Source organism: Alkalicoccobacillus murimartini (assembly GCF_030813245.1).
In the GTDB taxonomy this organism is placed as follows: Bacteria; Bacillota; Bacilli; order Bacillales; family Bacillaceae_D; genus Alkalicoccobacillus; species Alkalicoccobacillus murimartini.
Window position 1 is genome coordinate 157,345 of record NZ_JAUSUA010000005.1, and the last position, 17,412, is coordinate 174,756.

Here is a 17,412-nt window from a genome sequence, read left to right on the forward strand (position 1 = left end):
ATTTTTTAATTAAAGTAAGTACTTACTTGCATTATTAAGCAAAGAAAAAGCATTCCTATGAATGCTTTTAGGTCCTGACCCCGCGCACAAATAGCTGAACACTTTCTCTTAGGAACGTTTCATCAGGCATAGCTGTTACTCGATCTCCAAATCTAGCTTTGGAAACAAAATAGCCAAAGTTAATCCAAATAAAATTAAGAGCTAAGGTTTCGCAATCCGTCGTTATCATCAAATTTCGTTTCTGCATTTCTTCAAAATAATTGGTCAAATATAGCTTAAATTCCTTAGGGCCACGAGACATCTCATCATTCAGCTCCTCGACCTTATAAAACTCTTTGAAGCCAAGCATCACAAAATCCTCGATGCTACGCATAAAATGCAAATAGCCATGAGCAATTTTATATAAATCCTTTTCTAAGTCCCACGTAATAGCCTGATCAATCGTTTCTTTTAAACTTGGTCCAAACGTTAACCCTTCGACGACCTTTTCAAGAATGGTCTGCTTATTTCCAAAGTGTCGAAAGAGTGTCACTTCATTACAGCCAGCCTGTTCTGCAATGAGCCGAGTTGTTGTTCCCTGGTAACCATGTTCCTTCAAAAGCTCAAGTGCAGCAGTAAGGATACGCTGCTTTGTCTTTTCTTTTGCCGACATGTTTGCCCACCTTTAAATATGCAAGTAGTTACTTGCATATTACTTGATAGGATCATTTCTGTCAATGTAATGTTTCATGTTAACTTACTCTCAGATATACTAAAGATGAATGTCTACTAGATTACGAGGTGTGCATACATGATCGTCTTAAAAAAGTTTCACTTCTCCTACTTCTTCTTGTTTTTTACCACTCTTATGTTTTCACCTTCTTTCATTCGATATGAGAATGGATTAGCGATTACGCTTATTTTCTTATTTCTTGTAAACATTTCGTGTTTTGCGACTGAATTTTTTGTTATTAAACATTATGAACGAAATCACCAGCAAAATTTTAGTAACCGTAATGAGTTCTTACAAAACGAGAAAGTTCGTATGGGATATGCACAATTTGTTGGAAGCCAATTCACTATAACATTACTCCTCTTTCTAGTTTTTATTTGGTTTATTTAAAGCAATTTGTATTAAAAAAGATTATAAAACCCTAACCATTATGCTGTATAACGAGCATAGTGGTTAGGGTTATTTGTCCAAGTCTGAGGATGGCCGCTACCGCTCCGGACATACACTCGCTGGTTTTAGCTAATCGATAGTAAATAGAGGTGGGTTACTTACAGGTTAGTACTCTGTAGTTGTTGCATTTCAATCAACGAGTAATTTCTCAGATTCTTTTTTATAAAATGCTATGCATGGATTTTAAGCTTCTCAGTAAATCCTTGAACGAATTGATCGCACGCTTCAAAATCTTCTTCAGATTCTGGTGTAAATTCAATCTTTAATCCTTTTGTAGCAAGCACTGCCCCGCACTGTTCTAGCTTACGCTCAAAAGTATGGACCGCCTCGCAAAATTCAGGATAGACGGTATCTCCAGAGCCAAATACAGCCGCGGTTTTCCCTGAGAGATCTACATCATCCATTGCTTCAAAGAAATCATCTGCCTCATATGGAAGATCTCCATCCCCCCATGTATATGAACCAATTACAATACCATCATATGTTGAAAGCTCGGCTGGATCATAGTCTTCCATCTCTTCTAGATCCACCTCGTAGCCTTTATCTCTAAGCTTACTCGTTATTAAATCAGCGATATCCTCGGTATTACCAGACATGCTTGCAAAAACCAATACAATTTTAGACATCGTCTCATCCTCTCCACTAACTTAATCTTATTCCATTGTATTAATAATGAGAATCATTTTCAATAGTTATTTTTGAATGTTTGCTTGGGTGTCATTTGAGGTATTGGAATAAAAAGGAGTTGATTCGGGTGTTTCCGTCTAAAGAGCAACGTGTGGAGAATCGTAGGAGAGTGAAAGAACAATCACACTGGACTTCATTTTTTTTATTAGCAACTGGGATTTTTATGAATAATGGATTTCTTTTAGATAGAAGTGATTCCGTAGTTTTCTGGAACGTTATAATTGGCATGATAGCAGGACTTATTCCACTCTTTTTCATATGGCGAGCACGAAAAAGTCAGATGATACGAAGAAGACTGGCGACAAAAAATGCAACTACCGTCAGCTTTTCATTGGTAGCTATACTCTTACTATCCTTCTTATTAGGCTCGTTTCGAATGGATGAATTATCTATTACAAGAATACTTGCGGGGTTATTGGCTATTACGTATTGGATCATCCTTGGTTTCATCTGCCGTTTCGTATATAAGCAGCTAGTGAACAATCAAGGTGTTTCCGCAAAAGAAGATAATCTAACTAAAAAACAAAGGAAAACAGAAATAGGACTCGCAACAAGTGTAGCCGTAGTTGGAATTGGCGCGTACTTTTATCTTGTTTTGTAGTGTTTGAATAGAGAGGAATGAATACAGTGTCGATCCTTCCATCTAAAGAGCAACGTGTAGAAAATCGGAGAAAAGTAAAAGAGCGGCAACACTGGACTCTGAATGTCTTAATCATTTCAGGTATATTGTTTTATAACATTCAAATATGGGTGGTTAGCAACCCTCTTTTGTATGTTTATGTTAGCATTCCTGGTGTGATTCTTGCTTCTATCCCTTTTATATCCGCTTATCAAAACAGACATAGCCAAGAAAAGAAGCGTAGACTGGTCGCAAAAAGCATGTATGAAGTTAGTTCGGCTTTTGCTGCAGTTGTTCTGCTTATTTTCCTTTTTAGCTTATTTAATACTATGTCACACAATGTGATAAGAGGAGGCGTAGCTGTTGTTACTTCAATCTTACTTTTCATTAATGCGATCTATTTCAGAAAACTATATCATCACTTAGCCCACATTCAGCAGGCTGACAGAGCAAGTGATCGATGGCCTGTGAAAGATAAGAAATTGTTGAGGATCACTATCCCCATTTTGTTTGTTCTTATTTTAGGGTTTTATTTTATCAAAATTGTTTAGAAAGAAGGTTTGAATATGACAAAAGATCAAGGAATACCTTATCACGATGAAACAAGTAAGCTTCAACTAGTGTTAAACGCAGCAGCATTGCTGGGAATACAAGTTATGCTACATCCCTTTAGTGATCCAATCATTCAATCTGTAGCTGGTATAAGCATCTTACTTGCCTTGATTCCGATTATTGTGACGCTACGATGGACAAAAGAGGAACAGGAGGACAGTTGGTGTCGTATTGTAGCCAAGCGGTTAAGAGATATATCTTTTGTTTTTGTCATTACTTTTATTCTACTAATTGCTTTATTCTCTATGACAGGACTAACGATACATTTAGTTAATGCCGGAGTTGTTGTTATTCTTTGGACCCTTGCTTCCATCTACTTTCACCTACTCTATCGAAAGCTCGTTAGAATACAGAATGTCCCACTATCCTTAGATGCAAAAAAATGGCGTGCAGATTTGCCAAAGGATGCAACATTTTTAGGAATTTTGGTCGTACTTATTGCAGCTGTTTTTTATTGGGCCAATTAACATAAGCTCATCCTCAACAAAAAAACCGCCACCTTAGTGGTCGGTTTCTGCATTTTCAAGCTTTTTCTTATCTCGTTCTACGGGTGTTAGCATTTGGAAATGATGATAAAGGTTAACGAATTCGGCTGGCAGACTACCGCCGCGTTCACCATCAAGGTTGAGCTTCATCTCTGCTTCTCCATCAAGTACTTCCACCTTCACTCGATTCGCTTGCGCGTACATAACCTTTGGGTGATTGATATGCTCTCCACGTAAGGCTAATCCGGCTACTTGAATAAATTCAGTGAACGTTGTTTTTTTGACGATTAAAAAGTCAAACATCCCATCTTGTAAGGAAGCGCGTGGAGCAAGCTTCTCAAATCCTCCAACGGAATTCGTATTGGCGATAAGGAACATCATGATATCGCCTTCGAATAACTTTCCATCGTATTCAATACGAACGGAGGTTGGTGAAATTTGTGGGAGCTTCTCCAGTCCTTTAATGTAATAGGCCAGTTGTCCTACAAGAGTCTTCAACTTAATTGGCACTTCGTATGTCAACTCTGTCAGTGCTCCTGCTGCCGCGATGTTAATAAAATACTTATCGTTCATTTTTCCAATATCAATTGGTTCAATATGATCGCCACACAACACATCGCACGCTTTGGTAATATCCTTCGATATACCAAGGGCACGGGCAAAATCATTTGTTGTTCCTGCTGGAATGATGCCAAGCATCGGCCGATCATCAAGCTCCGCTAATCCGTTTACTACTTCAAAAATCGTACCATCCCCACCGGCTGCAATCACTAAATCATACCCACGTTCTGCTGCACGTCTAGCTGCGCGCTTGGCACAGCCTTCTTCTGGTGTAGTAGCGTGAGCCGAGGTTTCGTATCCCGCTTTTTCAAGTCGTTCCATGACATAGGCTAAGTTCTTGCGAATCTGCTCGCGTCCTGAGGTTGGATTATATATTAAACGTGCTGTTTTCATTTGGCTCTCCCACTTTGCTTCAAGGTATACCGCAATAAAATCTCTTCTTGTATTGTATCGCAAAAAAGACGAAAAACAATCCTTTCTGCCTATTTCTCAAATTGTTACAAAAGTTAAGGACGATTTGACGTAATGTAAAGAATTGATTAAATGATTTTAAACCATTTAATCATCGATACTCTGCGCCTATCGTTCTAACCGCCTCTCTCTTGAAAATCATTCCTAGCTTTTATTTCCATATTGATAGATAATTGATTTGAACATACAGGAAAGGAAGATCGCACCAGAATTATGACAGCAGAGACAGTCTTATCTATCATCAGAGATCATTTTACTACCGCATTATTCTTCATTATCATGTTAGCTTTACTTTTTTTTATCCTCTATTTTCTTGTTTACAAAAAGCTGTTAAGAGGAACTACCAATCTTCCCATTAAAGTAACGATTGTTAGCTTTGTGTTGATTGGTTATTTAATTATGGTATCTGGGGTTACAATCTTTAATAGAGGTGCTCAATTTGAAGCCATGGACCTTACCTTGTTCGGTTCATACATTGAGGCTTGGAACAATTTTAGCGTAAGAAACTGGCAGTACGTCATTTTAAACATTGTTATGTTCCTTCCTTTAGGCATTCTATTGCCCCTGTTACATGATCGATTTAAGAACGCTGTTTGGACCATTGCAGCGGGAATTCTCCTTACTTTATCGATTGAAACCTTTCAATATTTCACTGGCTTCGGCGTCTTTGAATTCGATGATTTATTTAACAATACTCTAGGGGCCATCATTGGATATGGATTGACCATGAGTGTGATGAAATTATGGAACAAGAGATTTCTACAAGCAGTTGGCTATCTAACACCATTGCTTCTTACCTCACTCGCTTTTGGGATTATTTTTGTTACGTATTCATTAAAGGAATTTGGCAATCTTAGTATTGTGCCAAATAAAAAGGTGGATATGATTGAAACGACTGTGATTCTGGATGTGATGTTAGAGGGAGAAAATCATTTACCCGTACCTGTTTATAAAGTCACTCCGTACTCAGAGCAGGAAGCAAGAGAATTTGTTGAATCTTTCTTTGAACAGATGGATATAGATACGAGTGATATAGATGTAAACAGAGATGCTGAAACCGGCTTTTTTAGCGTCCAAGGCGAGCCAAGCTATTCTCTTTGGTTTGAGTTTAAGGATGGAAGCTACACATTAAACAACTACTTTTTCGAGGAAAATATACAACCTCTAGACACAGATGAATCTAATCTATTAAATGAACTTAATCGATTTGGCATTACTCTCCCCGACGCTGCTGAGCTTAATCATCTAGGGATGGGTGAATACGAGTGGAGAACACATTTATACAAAACTGGTGATCAATTAATTGATGGCACATTATCTGTTGAATATTTCTCAGACGATACGATAAAATCCATTGTGCAATCCATAATTACATACGACAAAGTAACAGACAAACCAATTAAGACAAAGCAACAAGCATTTAATCAACTAATGGATGGATCTTTTGACTGGGCATATGGGGACATCAACAAGATTGAAGTTAAAGATGTCGAGCTTACCTACTTCTTAGATTCAAAAGGCTTCTATCAACCTGTTTATTCATTTACAAGTATTATTGATGGGTCGGATGAAAAAATACTGATTCCAGCCATATAAAATAAGCCAAATTCCTCTACGCAGGAATTTGGCTTTTCATTTACAAAACGGCACGAATCAAACCATTCGCCACAAGAGCAATCATCAAAATAAAGACCACTCGATTATATTTGCTTTCCTTCCCCTTAAATCCAGCAATTACTCCTACTGTTAGGAGAAGAACAAAGACTGCATTCATACCAATGATAAACCATGGCTGAAACAGGCTAGCCACAAAAAAGAGAATGGCTAGTATCCCGAGAATCACTTCGTTTTTACTAAACGCCACATCAAACCCCTCCTACACTAAACTGTACCCTTCCGACAATCTTCGTATGCATCAAAAAAAAGAGCTGACCCAACAGGTCAGCTCCTTCTTCTTTTAACGCTTATTTATTTCTTCCATAAGGAATTGGTTCACCAACTGCGGGTTGGCTTTTCCTTTGGTTGCCTTCATAATCTGTCCAACGAGGAAGCCGATTGCGCGGTCTTTTCCATTTTTGTAATCGACGATGGATTGTTCGTTTTGGTCAAGTACGTCCACAACCATTTTACGAATTTCACCTTCATCAGAAATTTGAACAAGACCTTTATCCTTAACAATCTGGTCTGCGTCGCCACCGTTTTCAATCAATTCCTTGAATACTTTTTTAGCGATCTTAGATGAGATGGTTCCTTTTTCGATCAGTGCAATCATCCCTGCTAATGACTCAGGTGTAATCGCTGTTTCGTCAAGGTCCTTCTGCTCAGCATTTAAGTATTCAGACACGCCACCCATCAACCAGTTTGATGTTAACTTCGAATCTGCACCGATTTGGATCGTCGCTTCAAAGAAATCAGACATTTCCTTAGTTAGTGTCAGAACCATAGCATCGTATACAGGTAAGCCTAATTCTTGAACATAACGCTGCTTTCTGGCATCTGGAAGTTCAGGAATTTCAGCACGAATGCGTTCTTTCCACTCATTATCAATATGAAGAGCAGTTAGATCCGGCTCTGGGAAGTAACGGTAGTCATCCGATCCTTCTTTGATACGCATCAGGATTGTTTTGCCACCAGCTTCATCAAAGCGACGTGTTTCTTGCTCAATGATGCCGCCAGAAAGCAATACTTGCTCTTGACGCTTCTCTTCATATTCAAGACCTTTGCGCACAAAGTTAAAGGAGTTCAGGTTCTTCAGCTCTGCTTTTGTACCAAACTGCTCTTGTCCAATTGGGCGAAGCGAGATGTTGGCATCACAGCGAAGAGAACCCTCTTCCATTTTACAATCAGACACACCAGTGTACTGAATGATTGCTTTTAACTTTTCAAGATACGCATACGCCTCTGCTGGGGTACGGATATCTGGCTCAGATACGATCTCAACTAGTGGTGTTCCTTGACGGTTATAATCGACAAGTGAATAGCCGCCAGCCGAGTGCGTCAATTTACCAGCATCCTCTTCCAGGTGAAGTCGCGTAATACCTATACGCTTTTTATAGCCATCTACTTCAATCTCAATCCATCCATGCTCACCAATTGGCTTATCAAATTGAGAGATCTGATACGCTTTTGGATTGTCTGGGTAAAAGTAGTTTTTGCGGTCAAACTTTGTGTCAGTTGCAACTTCACAGTTTAGGGCCATAGAGGCCTTCATCGCAAATTCAACTGCTTTTTTATTCAATACCGGCAATACTCCAGGATAACCAAGGTCAATTACACTTGTATTGGCATTCGGCTCTGCTCCAAAATGGTTTGGGCTGGCAGAAAAGATCTTAGAGTCGGTTTTTAATTCTACGTGTACTTCTAATCCAATTACCGTTTCAAAATTCGTCATGTTCACTGACCCCCTTTACAACGATGGCTTAGCATCGGCAAAATCCGTTGCCTGCTCATAGGCATGGGCTACACGATACACAGTCTTCTCGTCAAAATGCTTTCCAATAATCTGCAGACCAAGTGGAAGTCCATCTTGGAAACCACACGGTACACTGATTGCTGGTACACCAGCAAGGTTTACTGGAATGGTTAAAATATCATTCGCGTACATCGTTAATGGATCATCTGTCTTTTCACCAATTTTAAAAGCTGGTGTAGGTGTAGTTGGTCCAACAATCACATCATAGTTCTCAAATACGTCTTCAAAATCTTTTTTGATTAACGTACGAACTTGCTGGGCTTTTTTATAATACGCATCATAGTAACCAGAACTTAGTGCAAATGTTCCAAGCATGATACGGCGTTTTACTTCGTTACCAAAGCCTTCCGCACGAGTCTGCTTGTACATTTCAAGTAAGTTGTCTGCATTGTCCGTACGATAGCCATAACGTACCCCGTCAAAACGCGATAAGTTAGCTGAAGCCTCAGAAGATGAGATTAGATAGTACGTTGCAAGAGCATATTTTGAATGCGGCAGGGATACTTCATCCCAAGTTGCGCCTTGTGCTTCAAGAACCTTTAACGCATCAAGTACAGACTGCTTCACTTCAGGCTGAACACCTTCTGCAAGGTATTCCTTAGGTACAGCAATCTTAAGTCCTTTTACATCTCCTGTTAGGCCAGAAAGAAAGTCAGGAACGTCTACTTGAGCAGATGTTGAATCCATTGGGTCTACTCCAGAGATTGATTGAAGCAGGTAAGCATTATCTTCAACACGGCGTGTAACTGGACCAATTTGATCAAGAGAAGAAGCAAATGCTACTAAGCCATAACGTGATACTCGACCATATGTAGGCTTTAATCCAACCACTCCACAATATGCTGCTGGCTGACGAATCGAGCCACCTGTATCCGAACCAAGAGAGAATAACACTTCTCCAGCTGCTACAGCCGCAGCTGAACCACCACTAGAACCACCTGGAACATAGTCAAGATTCCATGGGTTTTTTGTTTTTGCAAGAGCTGCATTCTCTGTTGAAGAACCCATTGCAAATTCATCCATATTTAACTTACCGATTGTCACAGCTTGAGACGCACGTAGTTTTTGCACAACCGTTGCATCATATATTGGGTTAAAGTTTTCTAAGATACGGCTTGAGCACGTGGTTCTCAGATCCTTTGTGACGATATTATCCTTCACACCAATTGGCAAACCAAAAAGTGAACCCTCTGGAGCCACTTCATCTAGCTCTTTTGCATACGCACGAGCCTTCTCTTCATCAAGTGTTAGGAAAGATTGAACTTTACCATCCACTTCTGCAATACGCTTGTAGGATTCATCTACAAGATCTGTTACCTTTATTTCTTTCTGAGTAAGCTTCGCGTGAAGCTCTTTAATTGAATGGTCAAATAAAGACATGATTCCGGATCCTCCCTGCTATTCCATTATAGACGGCACTCGCACTTGACCATCTTCATGGTCAGGAGCGTTTTTCAAGACTTCCTCTACTGGTAACCCAGCGTCCGGCTTGTCCTCGCGAAGAACATTTGTCATGTTCAACACATGTGTAGTTGGTTCTACACCTTCTGTATCTAATTCATTTAACTGCTCAGCAAATGAAATAATGTCATCCAATTGCTTTGTGAACATTTGAGCTTCCTCTTCCGTAATCGCAAGACGCGCCAAATTCGCCACGTGTTTCACTTGATCTGTTGAGATTCGAGACATCTCATTCCACCTCCAAAATCGCATGTTGACAATACTATTTACTATATCAAATTAAAGCTGGGCAAGCAACAAAGGGCTAAAGATGTTTTACTATGAAAATAAACAAAAAGTATTTGAAGAATCAGGGTTTCGGTGTCCGTAGAGTACCTATGACTTTATTTCTGTGACGTGGTGATGCGTGAGGGTGATTTGAAGTAAATGTTCAATACTAAAGAAGCACCGCTGAAAAGGGTGCTTCTCGTTAAAAATTTAAAGAGTGTCAAATGTACTAATATCAATCCCGATGATCTCATTTACAGGTTCTCTATTTTCATCTATTATTTGAAATTTGTAGTTCTCTGGTTGTTCCAGAAAGTTCAATTGGCTATCTGTTAAGCCATCTTGAAGCGATAGTTCTTGTGTAATGGTTACATGATTGTTGTATTGATCAAGAGCATCGATTAATAACTGACCCTCTACTAGCTCTGGTATATTGAGTAAAGCCTCTCTCACTTGATCATTTCCATCAATATCAGCAAAATTGAACCAAAAATCATTAGGGGTATTTTGGAGTTTGGCTAATAATTCGTCTTTCACTACTATTTCCATACTTAGAATGAGTTGATCCTCTTTAGTCGTAATCACTAATGCATCGTTCTTTAAGGTCTGTCCGTTAAACGTGTCTCTGAAATCTCGAATGGACAGATATTCTTTAGTAGATGGTTCTGGCATCTTTTCATTCATTTCCATCGATTCATTCGCAAAATTGTTCATTGAATCTGTTTGACAACCAACAAGAGTGATAGCAATGAGTACACAAAATATATGAACACTATGCTTCATAATGTAACTCCTTTTACTTTATAAAATGTGTTACTAAGAGGATCATAATCCGATTCCTATATAATGTAAATCATTATCTGAGAGAATTAGTAAATATAAGTATAAAAAAGGATAATTAGATTATAGATCTAGACATATTCTATAGAATTTAGTTCGTGTATTGCTCTAAATAGGTTATTAAACAGAGTAATTTCGGATGAGCTACTTATTTTATTCTATCGTTTCGATTCTGCGTCCTATCGTTTCACTTTACTCTCCATCGTTTTAATTTGGAGTCCTATCGTTTCACTTTACTCTCCATCGTTTCAATTTGGCGTCCTATCGTTCTACTTCTCCTTCCATCGTTTCAATTCGGCCTCCTATCGTTTCACTTCTCCCTCCATCGTTCCACTTCTCCCTCCATCGTTTCAATTTGGCCTCCTATCGCTCCACTTCCCCCTCCATCGTTTCACTCCACCACTCATCGTTTCACACCCTCTTCCCCATCACCCAACCCACACAAAAATCCCCGCCAACCTTCTCAGGCAGACGGGGATATCTAGTAGTATATTTATCTCGATCCTTTTAGATAGGCAGATCCGAGAGCTTTTGGTCCTTCTGAGCGTCCGACAAATCCAGCGAGTGCGAGGATAGTCAAGACGTACGGTGCAATCAATAGGAAGACAGATGGAATGCTTGAAAGCATCGGAATCTGTGCTCCAGTGACACTGAGGGCCTGCGCAAATCCGAAGAAGAGAGCTGCTCCCATAGCACCAAGTGGATGCCATTTTCCGAAGATCAAGGCGGCTAACGCCATAAATCCTTGTCCTGCGATGGTGGTACCGGAGAAGTTAGCTGTTAGCGTTACAGCTAGAGCTGCTCCTCCTAGTCCACCAAATGCACCACTGAGCATCACACCGATATAGCGCATACGAGTAACGTTAATTCCCATTGTGTCTGCTGCTTGTGGGTGTTCCCCTACAGAGCGAAGACGCAAACCGAATGGAGTAAAGTAGATCACAAAGTACACAATAACCGCCAAACCAATTGCGATGAATGAAATGATGTACGTATTTGAGAAGAATAAAGGTCCGATAAACGGAATATCGCTCAAATATGGAACATCAAAACGGTAGAAACGGTTTTGGATATAATCGGTTTGTCCTTTGTTGTAAATTAATTTTATAAGAAAGACACATAGCCCAACTGCCAAAAGGTTGATGGCTACACCACTAACAACTTGATCGGCACGAAAATGAATGGATGCAACAGCGTGTATGAGTGAGAACAAAGCTCCAATCACTATGGCTGCAAGTAAACCAATCCATGTGGAGGCAGCTCCCATACCGGCTGACTCAAGGGTCAAGGTTGTCACAATGGCTGAAAAAGCCCCGACAACCATTAGTCCTTCTAGTCCAATGTTAATGACACCTGAACGTTCACTAAACAATCCGCCAAGTGCGGTAAGCATAAGGGGGGCTGCCGCAAAGATCGCAGCAGGAACAACAAGAGCTAAAATCGCCATAATACTCATTATTGATTCCCCTCCTTCTTCTTCTGAATTCGTAGTAACACCCATCTAATAATATAACTAGATGCGACAAAAAAGATAATAAGGGCAATGACGATATCAATCAGTTCGACAGGAACCCCTGCTTGTGACTGCATAGCACTTGCTCCTGATTTTAGACCACCAAATAGGAAAGCAGATAAAAAGATACCGATGGAAGAATTGGCACCAAGAAGGGCCACTGCGATTCCATCAAATCCAATGTTGGTAAATCCGGTTAAAATCGTCATATATCCATACATACCAAGTCCTTGCATAGCTCCGGCAAGTCCGGCAAATGAACCTGAAACAATCATTGTGATCATAACATTACGTCCTACACTCATGCCTGCATAACGTGATGCATGTTGGTTAAATCCTACGGAACGAAGCTCATATCCAAGCGACGTCTTCCATAAAAGGAACCACATAAACAAACACGCAAGAATCGCAACAATAATTCCATAGTGCAATCGTGAATAATCAGTGATTGATTCAAGAAAAGCCGACTGAAGAGAAGCTGTTGGCTGAATCGATTCCGTTCGTTCGCCTGGAACAATGAGATAGGCACGGATAATTGAATTGACTACATGGTAACCAACGTAGTTCATCATGATACAGACAATCACTTCATTCACATGAAACTTAGCTTTAAGGAGCCCGGGAACAAATGCCCATAATGCTCCAGCTGCAGCACCAGCAAAAATCGCTAGAGGTAAATGAATGATCATAGGAGCTTCTACAACAATACCGACATATACTGCGGCAAGCCACCCTACTAAGACTTGTCCTTCTACCCCGATATTTAACAATCCTGCACGATAAGCAAAGGCAACCGCAAGACCAGAGAGAATTAGTGGCGTCATCGCACGAACGGTCTCACCAATATAAAAAGACTCACTAAAAATTCCATTAAACAACGCACTATATCCGCCAATCGGATCATAGCCGCTGACAAGCATAATAATACCTCCAACTAACATGCCTAGAAAAATGGCGATGAGTGGGATGGCCAGATTAAACAAGCGACCACGGCTCATGAAAAACGACTTCATTCTGTTTCACCTGCTTTCGCTTTTCCGCCAGCCATTAATAGCCCTAATTGTTGCTCATTGGTTTCATGAGCATTCACAATATCTACGATTTCACCATCATAGATGACTGCAATTCGGTCACTGACATTTAATACTTCATCTAACTCTAGAGACATGAGTAAAACAGCACGTCCTTTGTCTCGTTCTTTAATCAGTCGTTTGTGAATGGTTTCAATTGCACCTACATCCAGCCCTCGGGTTGGTTGGGCTGCAATTAAAAGATCTGGAGATCGGTCGACTTCCCGGGCAATAATAGCCTTTTGCTGGTTCCCACCAGAGAGTGCCCTAGCAGGTGTATGTGCACTAGGTGTTCGCACATCGTAGTCTTCGATTAACTCCTCCGCTTTTTTATATAAAGCTTTATAGTTCATCATAAAGTATTTAGATAAAGGTTTTTTATAATACGTTTGTAGTGCAATATTTTCCCCAACAGAAAAATCTAGTACGAGTCCTAACTTATGACGGTCCTCAGGTATATGCCCTACTCCCGCTTCAGTTACTTTCCGAGGAGATAAGCCAGTGATTTTTTTACCATTTAGGTTAATTGAACCGGAATGCACTTTTTTAAGTCCAGTTATGGCTTCTATCAGCTCAGACTGTCCATTACCTTCTACACCAGCCAGTCCAACAATTTCACCAGCACGGATATTTAAACTCAGTGATTTAACCATTTCAATGCCTCTGCTGTCTTTCACCGTAAGATCAACGACATCAAGAACGGTTTCCTTAGGTGCTGCTGGTCCTTTTTCTACATTAAAATTGACCTCTCGCCCTACCATCATGTTTGCCAGCTGTTGCGTATCTGTATCGGCAACATCAACAGAACCAATTCCAACACCACGACGAATAACCGTACACCGGTCACAGATCGCTTTAATTTCCTTGAGCTTATGTGTGATCATAATAATCGATTTGCCTTCAGCCACTAGTGTTTTCATAATGTCCATTAGCTCTTTGATTTCTTGTGGCGTTAGAACCGCTGTTGGTTCATCAAAAATCAAAATATCCGCACCACGATATAATGTCTTAAGTATTTCAGCGCGTTGTTGCATACCTACTGAGATATCTTCAACTTTTGCATAAGGATCAACGGCTAGTCCGTATTTCTTTGAAATCTCCGCTACTTCTTTCGCTGCTTCGCGAAGATTAATTCGTCCGCCTTTAGTTGGCTCACTGCCAAGGATGATATTTTCAGTTACATTAAATTTATCCACTAACATAAAATGCTGATGCACCATACCAATGCCTAAACGATTTGCTGCATTTGGATCAGTGATGTTCACTTTTTCACCACGGACCTTGATTTCACCCTTCTCGGGCTGATACAAACCAAAGAGAACATTCATCAGTGTTGATTTTCCTGCTCCATTTTCACCAAGCAAGGCATGGATCTCTCCTTTTTTCACTTGAAGCGTGATATTGTCATTAGCAACGATGCCCGGAAATTCTTTACGGATTCCGTTCATTTCAATGACGTAGCTCATTATGTTCACTCCTAGCTATGAATAGCAGCATTTTATTTCTTCCTATAGGTTGTTAAAAGGATCGCTGATGAACAGGGCCGTAGCCATTCATCAACAATCCTTCCACAATGGTATACATGAAACAAAGGCTAGCAGATACTAGCCTTTGTCTTCTTTACATGTGTTGATTATTGAGCATCAAGAAATGCTTCATATTCTTCATCACTTTTAGGAACTTCTATCTCGCCGTTTGCAATCTGTGCTTTGTAGTCTTCTACTGCACTAAGATCTTCATCCGTTAAATTTTGCTCAGATTCTGAGATATCAATTGCCTCATCATCTAAACCAAATTCTAGTACTTCACCACCAGGGAAGTTACCATTCATCGTATCTTCAGAAACGATTTGTACGGCTTGGTCAGTACGTTTAACCATTGAAGTTAATGTTACAGACTCTTCACCTTCATAAACACCTTCTTCGTATTGGTCACGGTCTACACCGATTACCCATACGTTTTCGTCGTTACGAGCACGGTTGATGGCTTCTGTGAATACACCATTACCTGAATCTCCAGCAGCATGATAGATAATATCTGTGCCGTTTGAGTACATTGTATTTGCAATTTGTTGTGCTCTTGTTGGGTCGTTAAAGTCCGCTACGTATTGAACTTCGATTTCAGCATCAGGGTTAACAGACATAACTCCTGCTTTAAAACCGTTCTCAAACTTCTTGATTAGCTCACCTTCAACTCCACCTAGGAAAGCAACTTTATTTGATTCTGAACGCATTCCTGCAACAACACCTACAAGGAATGAGCCTTCATGTTCTTTAAATGTAATATTAGCAATGTTAGGTATTAGATTACCGTCATCATCAGCAACGACCGTATCAACAATCGCAAGCTGTGAATCTTCATTTTGTGACGCTACTGTGCGGATCGCATCTTCCATTAGGAAGCCGATTCCCCAAGATAGGTCAAAATCAGCTCGAACTAATTCACGTAAATTAGGTTCGAATTCATCGATACTACCAGATTGAATGTACTGATAATTCGTATTTTCTTCAAGTCCTTGCTCTTCACCAAATGCTTGAAGACCTTCCCACGCTGACTGGTTAAAAGACTTATCGTCAATCCCACCTACGTCAGTAACCATTCCTACTTTAAATTCTGATGGCTCTGTTGCTTCTCCATCTCCTGCGTCTCCATCACCTGAAGAGTTGTCATCTCCTGACGTTCCACATGCGGAAAGTGCAAGAACTGCTACAGTTGATAATGTTAGTGTTTGTAACCACTTTTTCAAACGAATTGCCCCCTTTTATTTATACATCCCACCCCTTTGTATATGGTTTGTCCACATACAAAGAGCAGTTGTAAATGAGCGGCCCTAGTCATCAGAAGTCTGATGACCACCCTTCTCTCATGTCTAACCGAACTTAATATATCATAATAATAGCTGTTTAATAAATAGTTTTTTGAGATTGTTAGAGATTTACACAAAAAAGCCTTATCTCTCTCCAAATATAGGAAAGAAATAAGGCTTTTCCTTTAGTCCATCACATGAATAAAGGGATCTTCACCTGGTTCTGAAACGACCAAGCTTTCTTGTTCCCCATTTACTGAATTAATGTTGACCTCAACTTTTATATCATCATAATAATCAGGAATTAAAGAAGCAATATATTGTGTCAAAGCAACAATTTCTGTTTTCCCGTTATAACGTAACGGAATATCGACTGTGAGCTCTGTCAATCTATCGTTTTGGTAGAATCCTTTACCAACAACTCCGACATAGGTCCTAAAGAAGTTTTGAATTTGCTCCTGAAACCTACCAAACTCGTCTGAATCATCTCGAACATCCTGGTTCGCACGATCAGAAGGGAACAGATAAAAGTTTTCATCAATAGAATCCCAGCTTCCAAGTTCAGAACCTGGCTCGGCAATGGCTGTTTGGAAATAAGTACCCGAGATAATAGATTCGCGTGGCTGCTCTCTAAACAATCCGACGACAATTGGAATGTCATTAAATACGCCTTCCTCGCGTTCTTCATCTCTTAGACGAGATACCACTTCTGCCGCAATTCGTTCGCCATCTTCTTGAGTGATGTTTTCATCTAAAGGCGTACTAAAGAAATTGTATCGACCTTGATCATCTTCCGTTCGGAAATTATAGACACTGTTTAACGAAATACCAACAACAATGCCACCTAACTCAAACTCGCCATTACTGTTCTCAACCATATAATTCTGCTCTAGAATATGAGATAAGGTTCTCGGATTACTTTCTTCTTGTTCCCTTTGGTTATCACCGTCACCAAGTGGTGGGTTCAATCCATTTGGATTGTTCTCCTCGTCATAACGTCTTAACCAAGAATTTAATTCATCTCTGTTTATGAAATAACCTTCACGTAAAGAATACTGGTCATGCGGAAAATGTTCTTTCGCAATGCGGGTTAATCCCATCTCTAATTGATCCAAATCCAATCGATTGTACACCACATCCGTGCCAAAACCACGTGCTTCTCCACTCATATACTGACCATTATCTAAAATGGTCTGGTAGTAATTCTCCGGTGAAGATACTGGCGGAACAATAGTAATTTCTTGGTCATTATTTGGATTATCAACCTCTGTATTCTCCGGTTCCTCCTGGGAAAAAGGAAAACATCCCGTCACAATTAATACCAGTGGTAAGGCTACCAATGTCCATTTTTTAAACATGAACCGTCTTGCCCCTCTCATGCGTTAA

At 40.0% G+C, this 17,412-nt stretch carries 17 protein-coding genes; 4 read left to right on the forward strand and 13 right to left on the reverse strand.

Annotation, left to right across the window (positions count from 1 at the left end; all coding sequences use genetic code 11):
* Positions 1 to 67: 67 nt before the first annotated feature.
* Complete coding sequence (locus J2S05_RS15735; RefSeq protein ID WP_306984459.1) at positions 68 to 652, reverse strand: TetR/AcrR family transcriptional regulator; 585 nt, start codon at positions 650 to 652, stop codon at positions 68 to 70.
* A 680-nt stretch (positions 653 to 1,332) separates the two neighbouring features.
* Positions 1,333 to 1,788, reverse strand: a complete 456-nt coding sequence (locus tag J2S05_RS15740) for a flavodoxin (protein WP_306984460.1) — start codon at positions 1,786 to 1,788, stop codon at positions 1,333 to 1,335.
* Positions 1,789 to 1,916: 128 nt separating this feature from the next.
* Between J2S05_RS15740 and J2S05_RS15745 the strand changes: the two genes are divergently transcribed.
* The 3 genes from J2S05_RS15745 to J2S05_RS15755 are packed head-to-tail and all read left to right on the forward strand — an operon-like array spanning position 1,917 to position 3,547.
* Positions 1,917 to 2,450: a hypothetical protein gene (locus tag J2S05_RS15745; RefSeq protein WP_306984461.1), complete on the forward strand. Its 534-nt coding sequence runs from the start codon at positions 1,917 to 1,919 to the stop codon at positions 2,448 to 2,450.
* A gap of 17 nt (positions 2,451 to 2,467) precedes the next feature.
* The gene (locus J2S05_RS15750; protein WP_306984462.1) at positions 2,468 to 3,019 is read left to right on the forward strand and encodes a hypothetical protein; all 552 of its coding nucleotides are present in this window, start codon (positions 2,468 to 2,470) and stop codon (positions 3,017 to 3,019) included.
* A gap of 15 nt (positions 3,020 to 3,034) precedes the next feature.
* Positions 3,035 to 3,547 carry a hypothetical protein gene (locus J2S05_RS15755; protein ID WP_306984463.1) on the forward strand — a complete coding sequence of 171 codons (513 nt, stop codon included), beginning with the start codon at positions 3,035 to 3,037 and terminating at the stop codon, positions 3,545 to 3,547.
* Between the two features lie 33 nt (positions 3,548 to 3,580).
* On the opposite strand, the gene J2S05_RS15760 is transcribed toward J2S05_RS15755, so the two are convergent.
* The gene (locus J2S05_RS15760) at positions 3,581 to 4,519 is read right to left on the reverse strand and encodes a diacylglycerol kinase (RefSeq protein WP_306984464.1); all 939 of its coding nucleotides are present in this window, start codon (positions 4,517 to 4,519) and stop codon (positions 3,581 to 3,583) included.
* A 291-nt stretch (positions 4,520 to 4,810) separates the two neighbouring features.
* On the opposite strand from J2S05_RS15760, the gene J2S05_RS15765 reads away from it, so the two are divergent.
* Positions 4,811 to 6,193, forward strand: a complete 1,383-nt coding sequence (locus J2S05_RS15765; protein WP_306984465.1) for a VanZ family protein — start codon at positions 4,811 to 4,813, stop codon at positions 6,191 to 6,193.
* Between the two features lie 40 nt (positions 6,194 to 6,233).
* Here J2S05_RS15765 and J2S05_RS15770 read toward each other — a convergent pair whose 3' ends face one another.
* From J2S05_RS15770 to J2S05_RS15815, 10 genes are all read right to left on the reverse strand, one after another.
* Entirely contained in the window at positions 6,234 to 6,461 is a 228-nt protein-coding gene (locus tag J2S05_RS15770; RefSeq protein ID WP_306984466.1) for a hypothetical protein, read from the reverse strand.
* 93 nt (positions 6,462 to 6,554) lie between these two features.
* Complete coding sequence (gatB, locus tag J2S05_RS15775) at positions 6,555 to 7,988, reverse strand: Asp-tRNA(Asn)/Glu-tRNA(Gln) amidotransferase subunit GatB (RefSeq protein WP_306984467.1); 1,434 nt, start codon at positions 7,986 to 7,988, stop codon at positions 6,555 to 6,557.
* 15 nt (positions 7,989 to 8,003) lie between these two features.
* Positions 8,004 to 9,449: an Asp-tRNA(Asn)/Glu-tRNA(Gln) amidotransferase subunit GatA gene (gene gatA, locus J2S05_RS15780; RefSeq protein ID WP_306984468.1), complete on the reverse strand. Its 1,446-nt coding sequence runs from the start codon at positions 9,447 to 9,449 to the stop codon at positions 8,004 to 8,006.
* Positions 9,450 to 9,467: 18 nt separating this feature from the next.
* Positions 9,468 to 9,758 carry an Asp-tRNA(Asn)/Glu-tRNA(Gln) amidotransferase subunit GatC gene (gatC, locus tag J2S05_RS15785; protein ID WP_306984469.1) on the reverse strand — a complete coding sequence of 97 codons (291 nt, stop codon included), beginning with the start codon at positions 9,756 to 9,758 and terminating at the stop codon, positions 9,468 to 9,470.
* A gap of 249 nt (positions 9,759 to 10,007) precedes the next feature.
* Entirely contained in the window at positions 10,008 to 10,580 is a 573-nt protein-coding gene (locus J2S05_RS15790; RefSeq protein WP_306984470.1) for a hypothetical protein, read from the reverse strand.
* Positions 10,581 to 11,130: 550 nt separating this feature from the next.
* The gene (locus tag J2S05_RS15795; RefSeq protein ID WP_306984472.1) at positions 11,131 to 12,093 is read right to left on the reverse strand and encodes an ABC transporter permease; all 963 of its coding nucleotides are present in this window, start codon (positions 12,091 to 12,093) and stop codon (positions 11,131 to 11,133) included.
* Positions 12,093 to 13,148: an ABC transporter permease gene (locus J2S05_RS15800; protein ID WP_306984702.1), complete on the reverse strand. Its 1,056-nt coding sequence runs from the start codon at positions 13,146 to 13,148 to the stop codon at positions 12,093 to 12,095. Before J2S05_RS15800 ends, J2S05_RS15795 begins: the two co-directional genes overlap by 1 nt.
* 11 nt (positions 13,149 to 13,159) lie before the next feature.
* On the reverse strand, positions 13,160 to 14,686 hold the full coding sequence (locus J2S05_RS15805) for an ABC transporter ATP-binding protein (RefSeq protein ID WP_306984473.1): 1,527 nt from the start codon (positions 14,684 to 14,686) through the stop codon (positions 13,160 to 13,162).
* Between the two features lie 167 nt (positions 14,687 to 14,853).
* On the reverse strand, positions 14,854 to 15,966 hold the full coding sequence (locus J2S05_RS15810; protein WP_306984474.1) for a BMP family lipoprotein: 1,113 nt from the start codon (positions 15,964 to 15,966) through the stop codon (positions 14,854 to 14,856).
* A gap of 245 nt (positions 15,967 to 16,211) precedes the next feature.
* Entirely contained in the window at positions 16,212 to 17,384 is a 1,173-nt protein-coding gene (locus J2S05_RS15815) for a CamS family sex pheromone protein (protein WP_306984476.1), read from the reverse strand.
* Positions 17,385 to 17,412: the final 28 nt, after the last annotated feature.

Bases quoted from the DNA above. Each gene is read 5' to 3' on its own strand.
- J2S05_RS15735 (WP_306984459.1), bottom strand. From the start codon at position 652: ATGTCGGCAAAAGAAAAGACAAAGCAGCGTATCCTTACTGCTGCACTT.
- J2S05_RS15740 (WP_306984460.1), bottom strand. From the start codon at position 1,788: ATGTCTAAAATTGTATTGGTTTTTGCAAGCATGTCTGGTAATACCGAG.
- J2S05_RS15750 (WP_306984462.1), top strand. From the start codon at position 2,468: ATGAATACAGTGTCGATCCTTCCATCTAAAGAGCAACGTGTAGAAAAT.
- J2S05_RS15755 (WP_306984463.1), top strand. From the start codon at position 3,035: ATGACAAAAGATCAAGGAATACCTTATCACGATGAAACAAGTAAGCTT.
- J2S05_RS15760 (WP_306984464.1), bottom strand. From the start codon at position 4,519: ATGAAAACAGCACGTTTAATATATAATCCAACCTCAGGACGCGAGCAG.
- J2S05_RS15765 (WP_306984465.1), top strand. From the start codon at position 4,811: ATGACAGCAGAGACAGTCTTATCTATCATCAGAGATCATTTTACTACC.
- gatB (WP_306984467.1), bottom strand. From the start codon at position 7,988: ATGACGAATTTTGAAACGGTAATTGGATTAGAAGTACACGTAGAATTA.
- gatA (WP_306984468.1), bottom strand. From the start codon at position 9,449: ATGTCTTTATTTGACCATTCAATTAAAGAGCTTCACGCGAAGCTTACT.
- gatC (WP_306984469.1), bottom strand. From the start codon at position 9,758: ATGTCTCGAATCTCAACAGATCAAGTGAAACACGTGGCGAATTTGGCG.
- J2S05_RS15790 (WP_306984470.1), bottom strand. From the start codon at position 10,580: ATGAAGCATAGTGTTCATATATTTTGTGTACTCATTGCTATCACTCTT.
- J2S05_RS15795 (WP_306984472.1), bottom strand. From the start codon at position 12,093: ATGAGTATTATGGCGATTTTAGCTCTTGTTGTTCCTGCTGCGATCTTT.
- J2S05_RS15800 (WP_306984702.1), bottom strand. From the start codon at position 13,148: ATGAGCCGTGGTCGCTTGTTTAATCTGGCCATCCCACTCATCGCCATT.
- J2S05_RS15805 (WP_306984473.1), bottom strand. From the start codon at position 14,686: ATGAGCTACGTCATTGAAATGAACGGAATCCGTAAAGAATTTCCGGGC.
- J2S05_RS15815 (WP_306984476.1), bottom strand. From the start codon at position 17,384: ATGTTTAAAAAATGGACATTGGTAGCCTTACCACTGGTATTAATTGTG.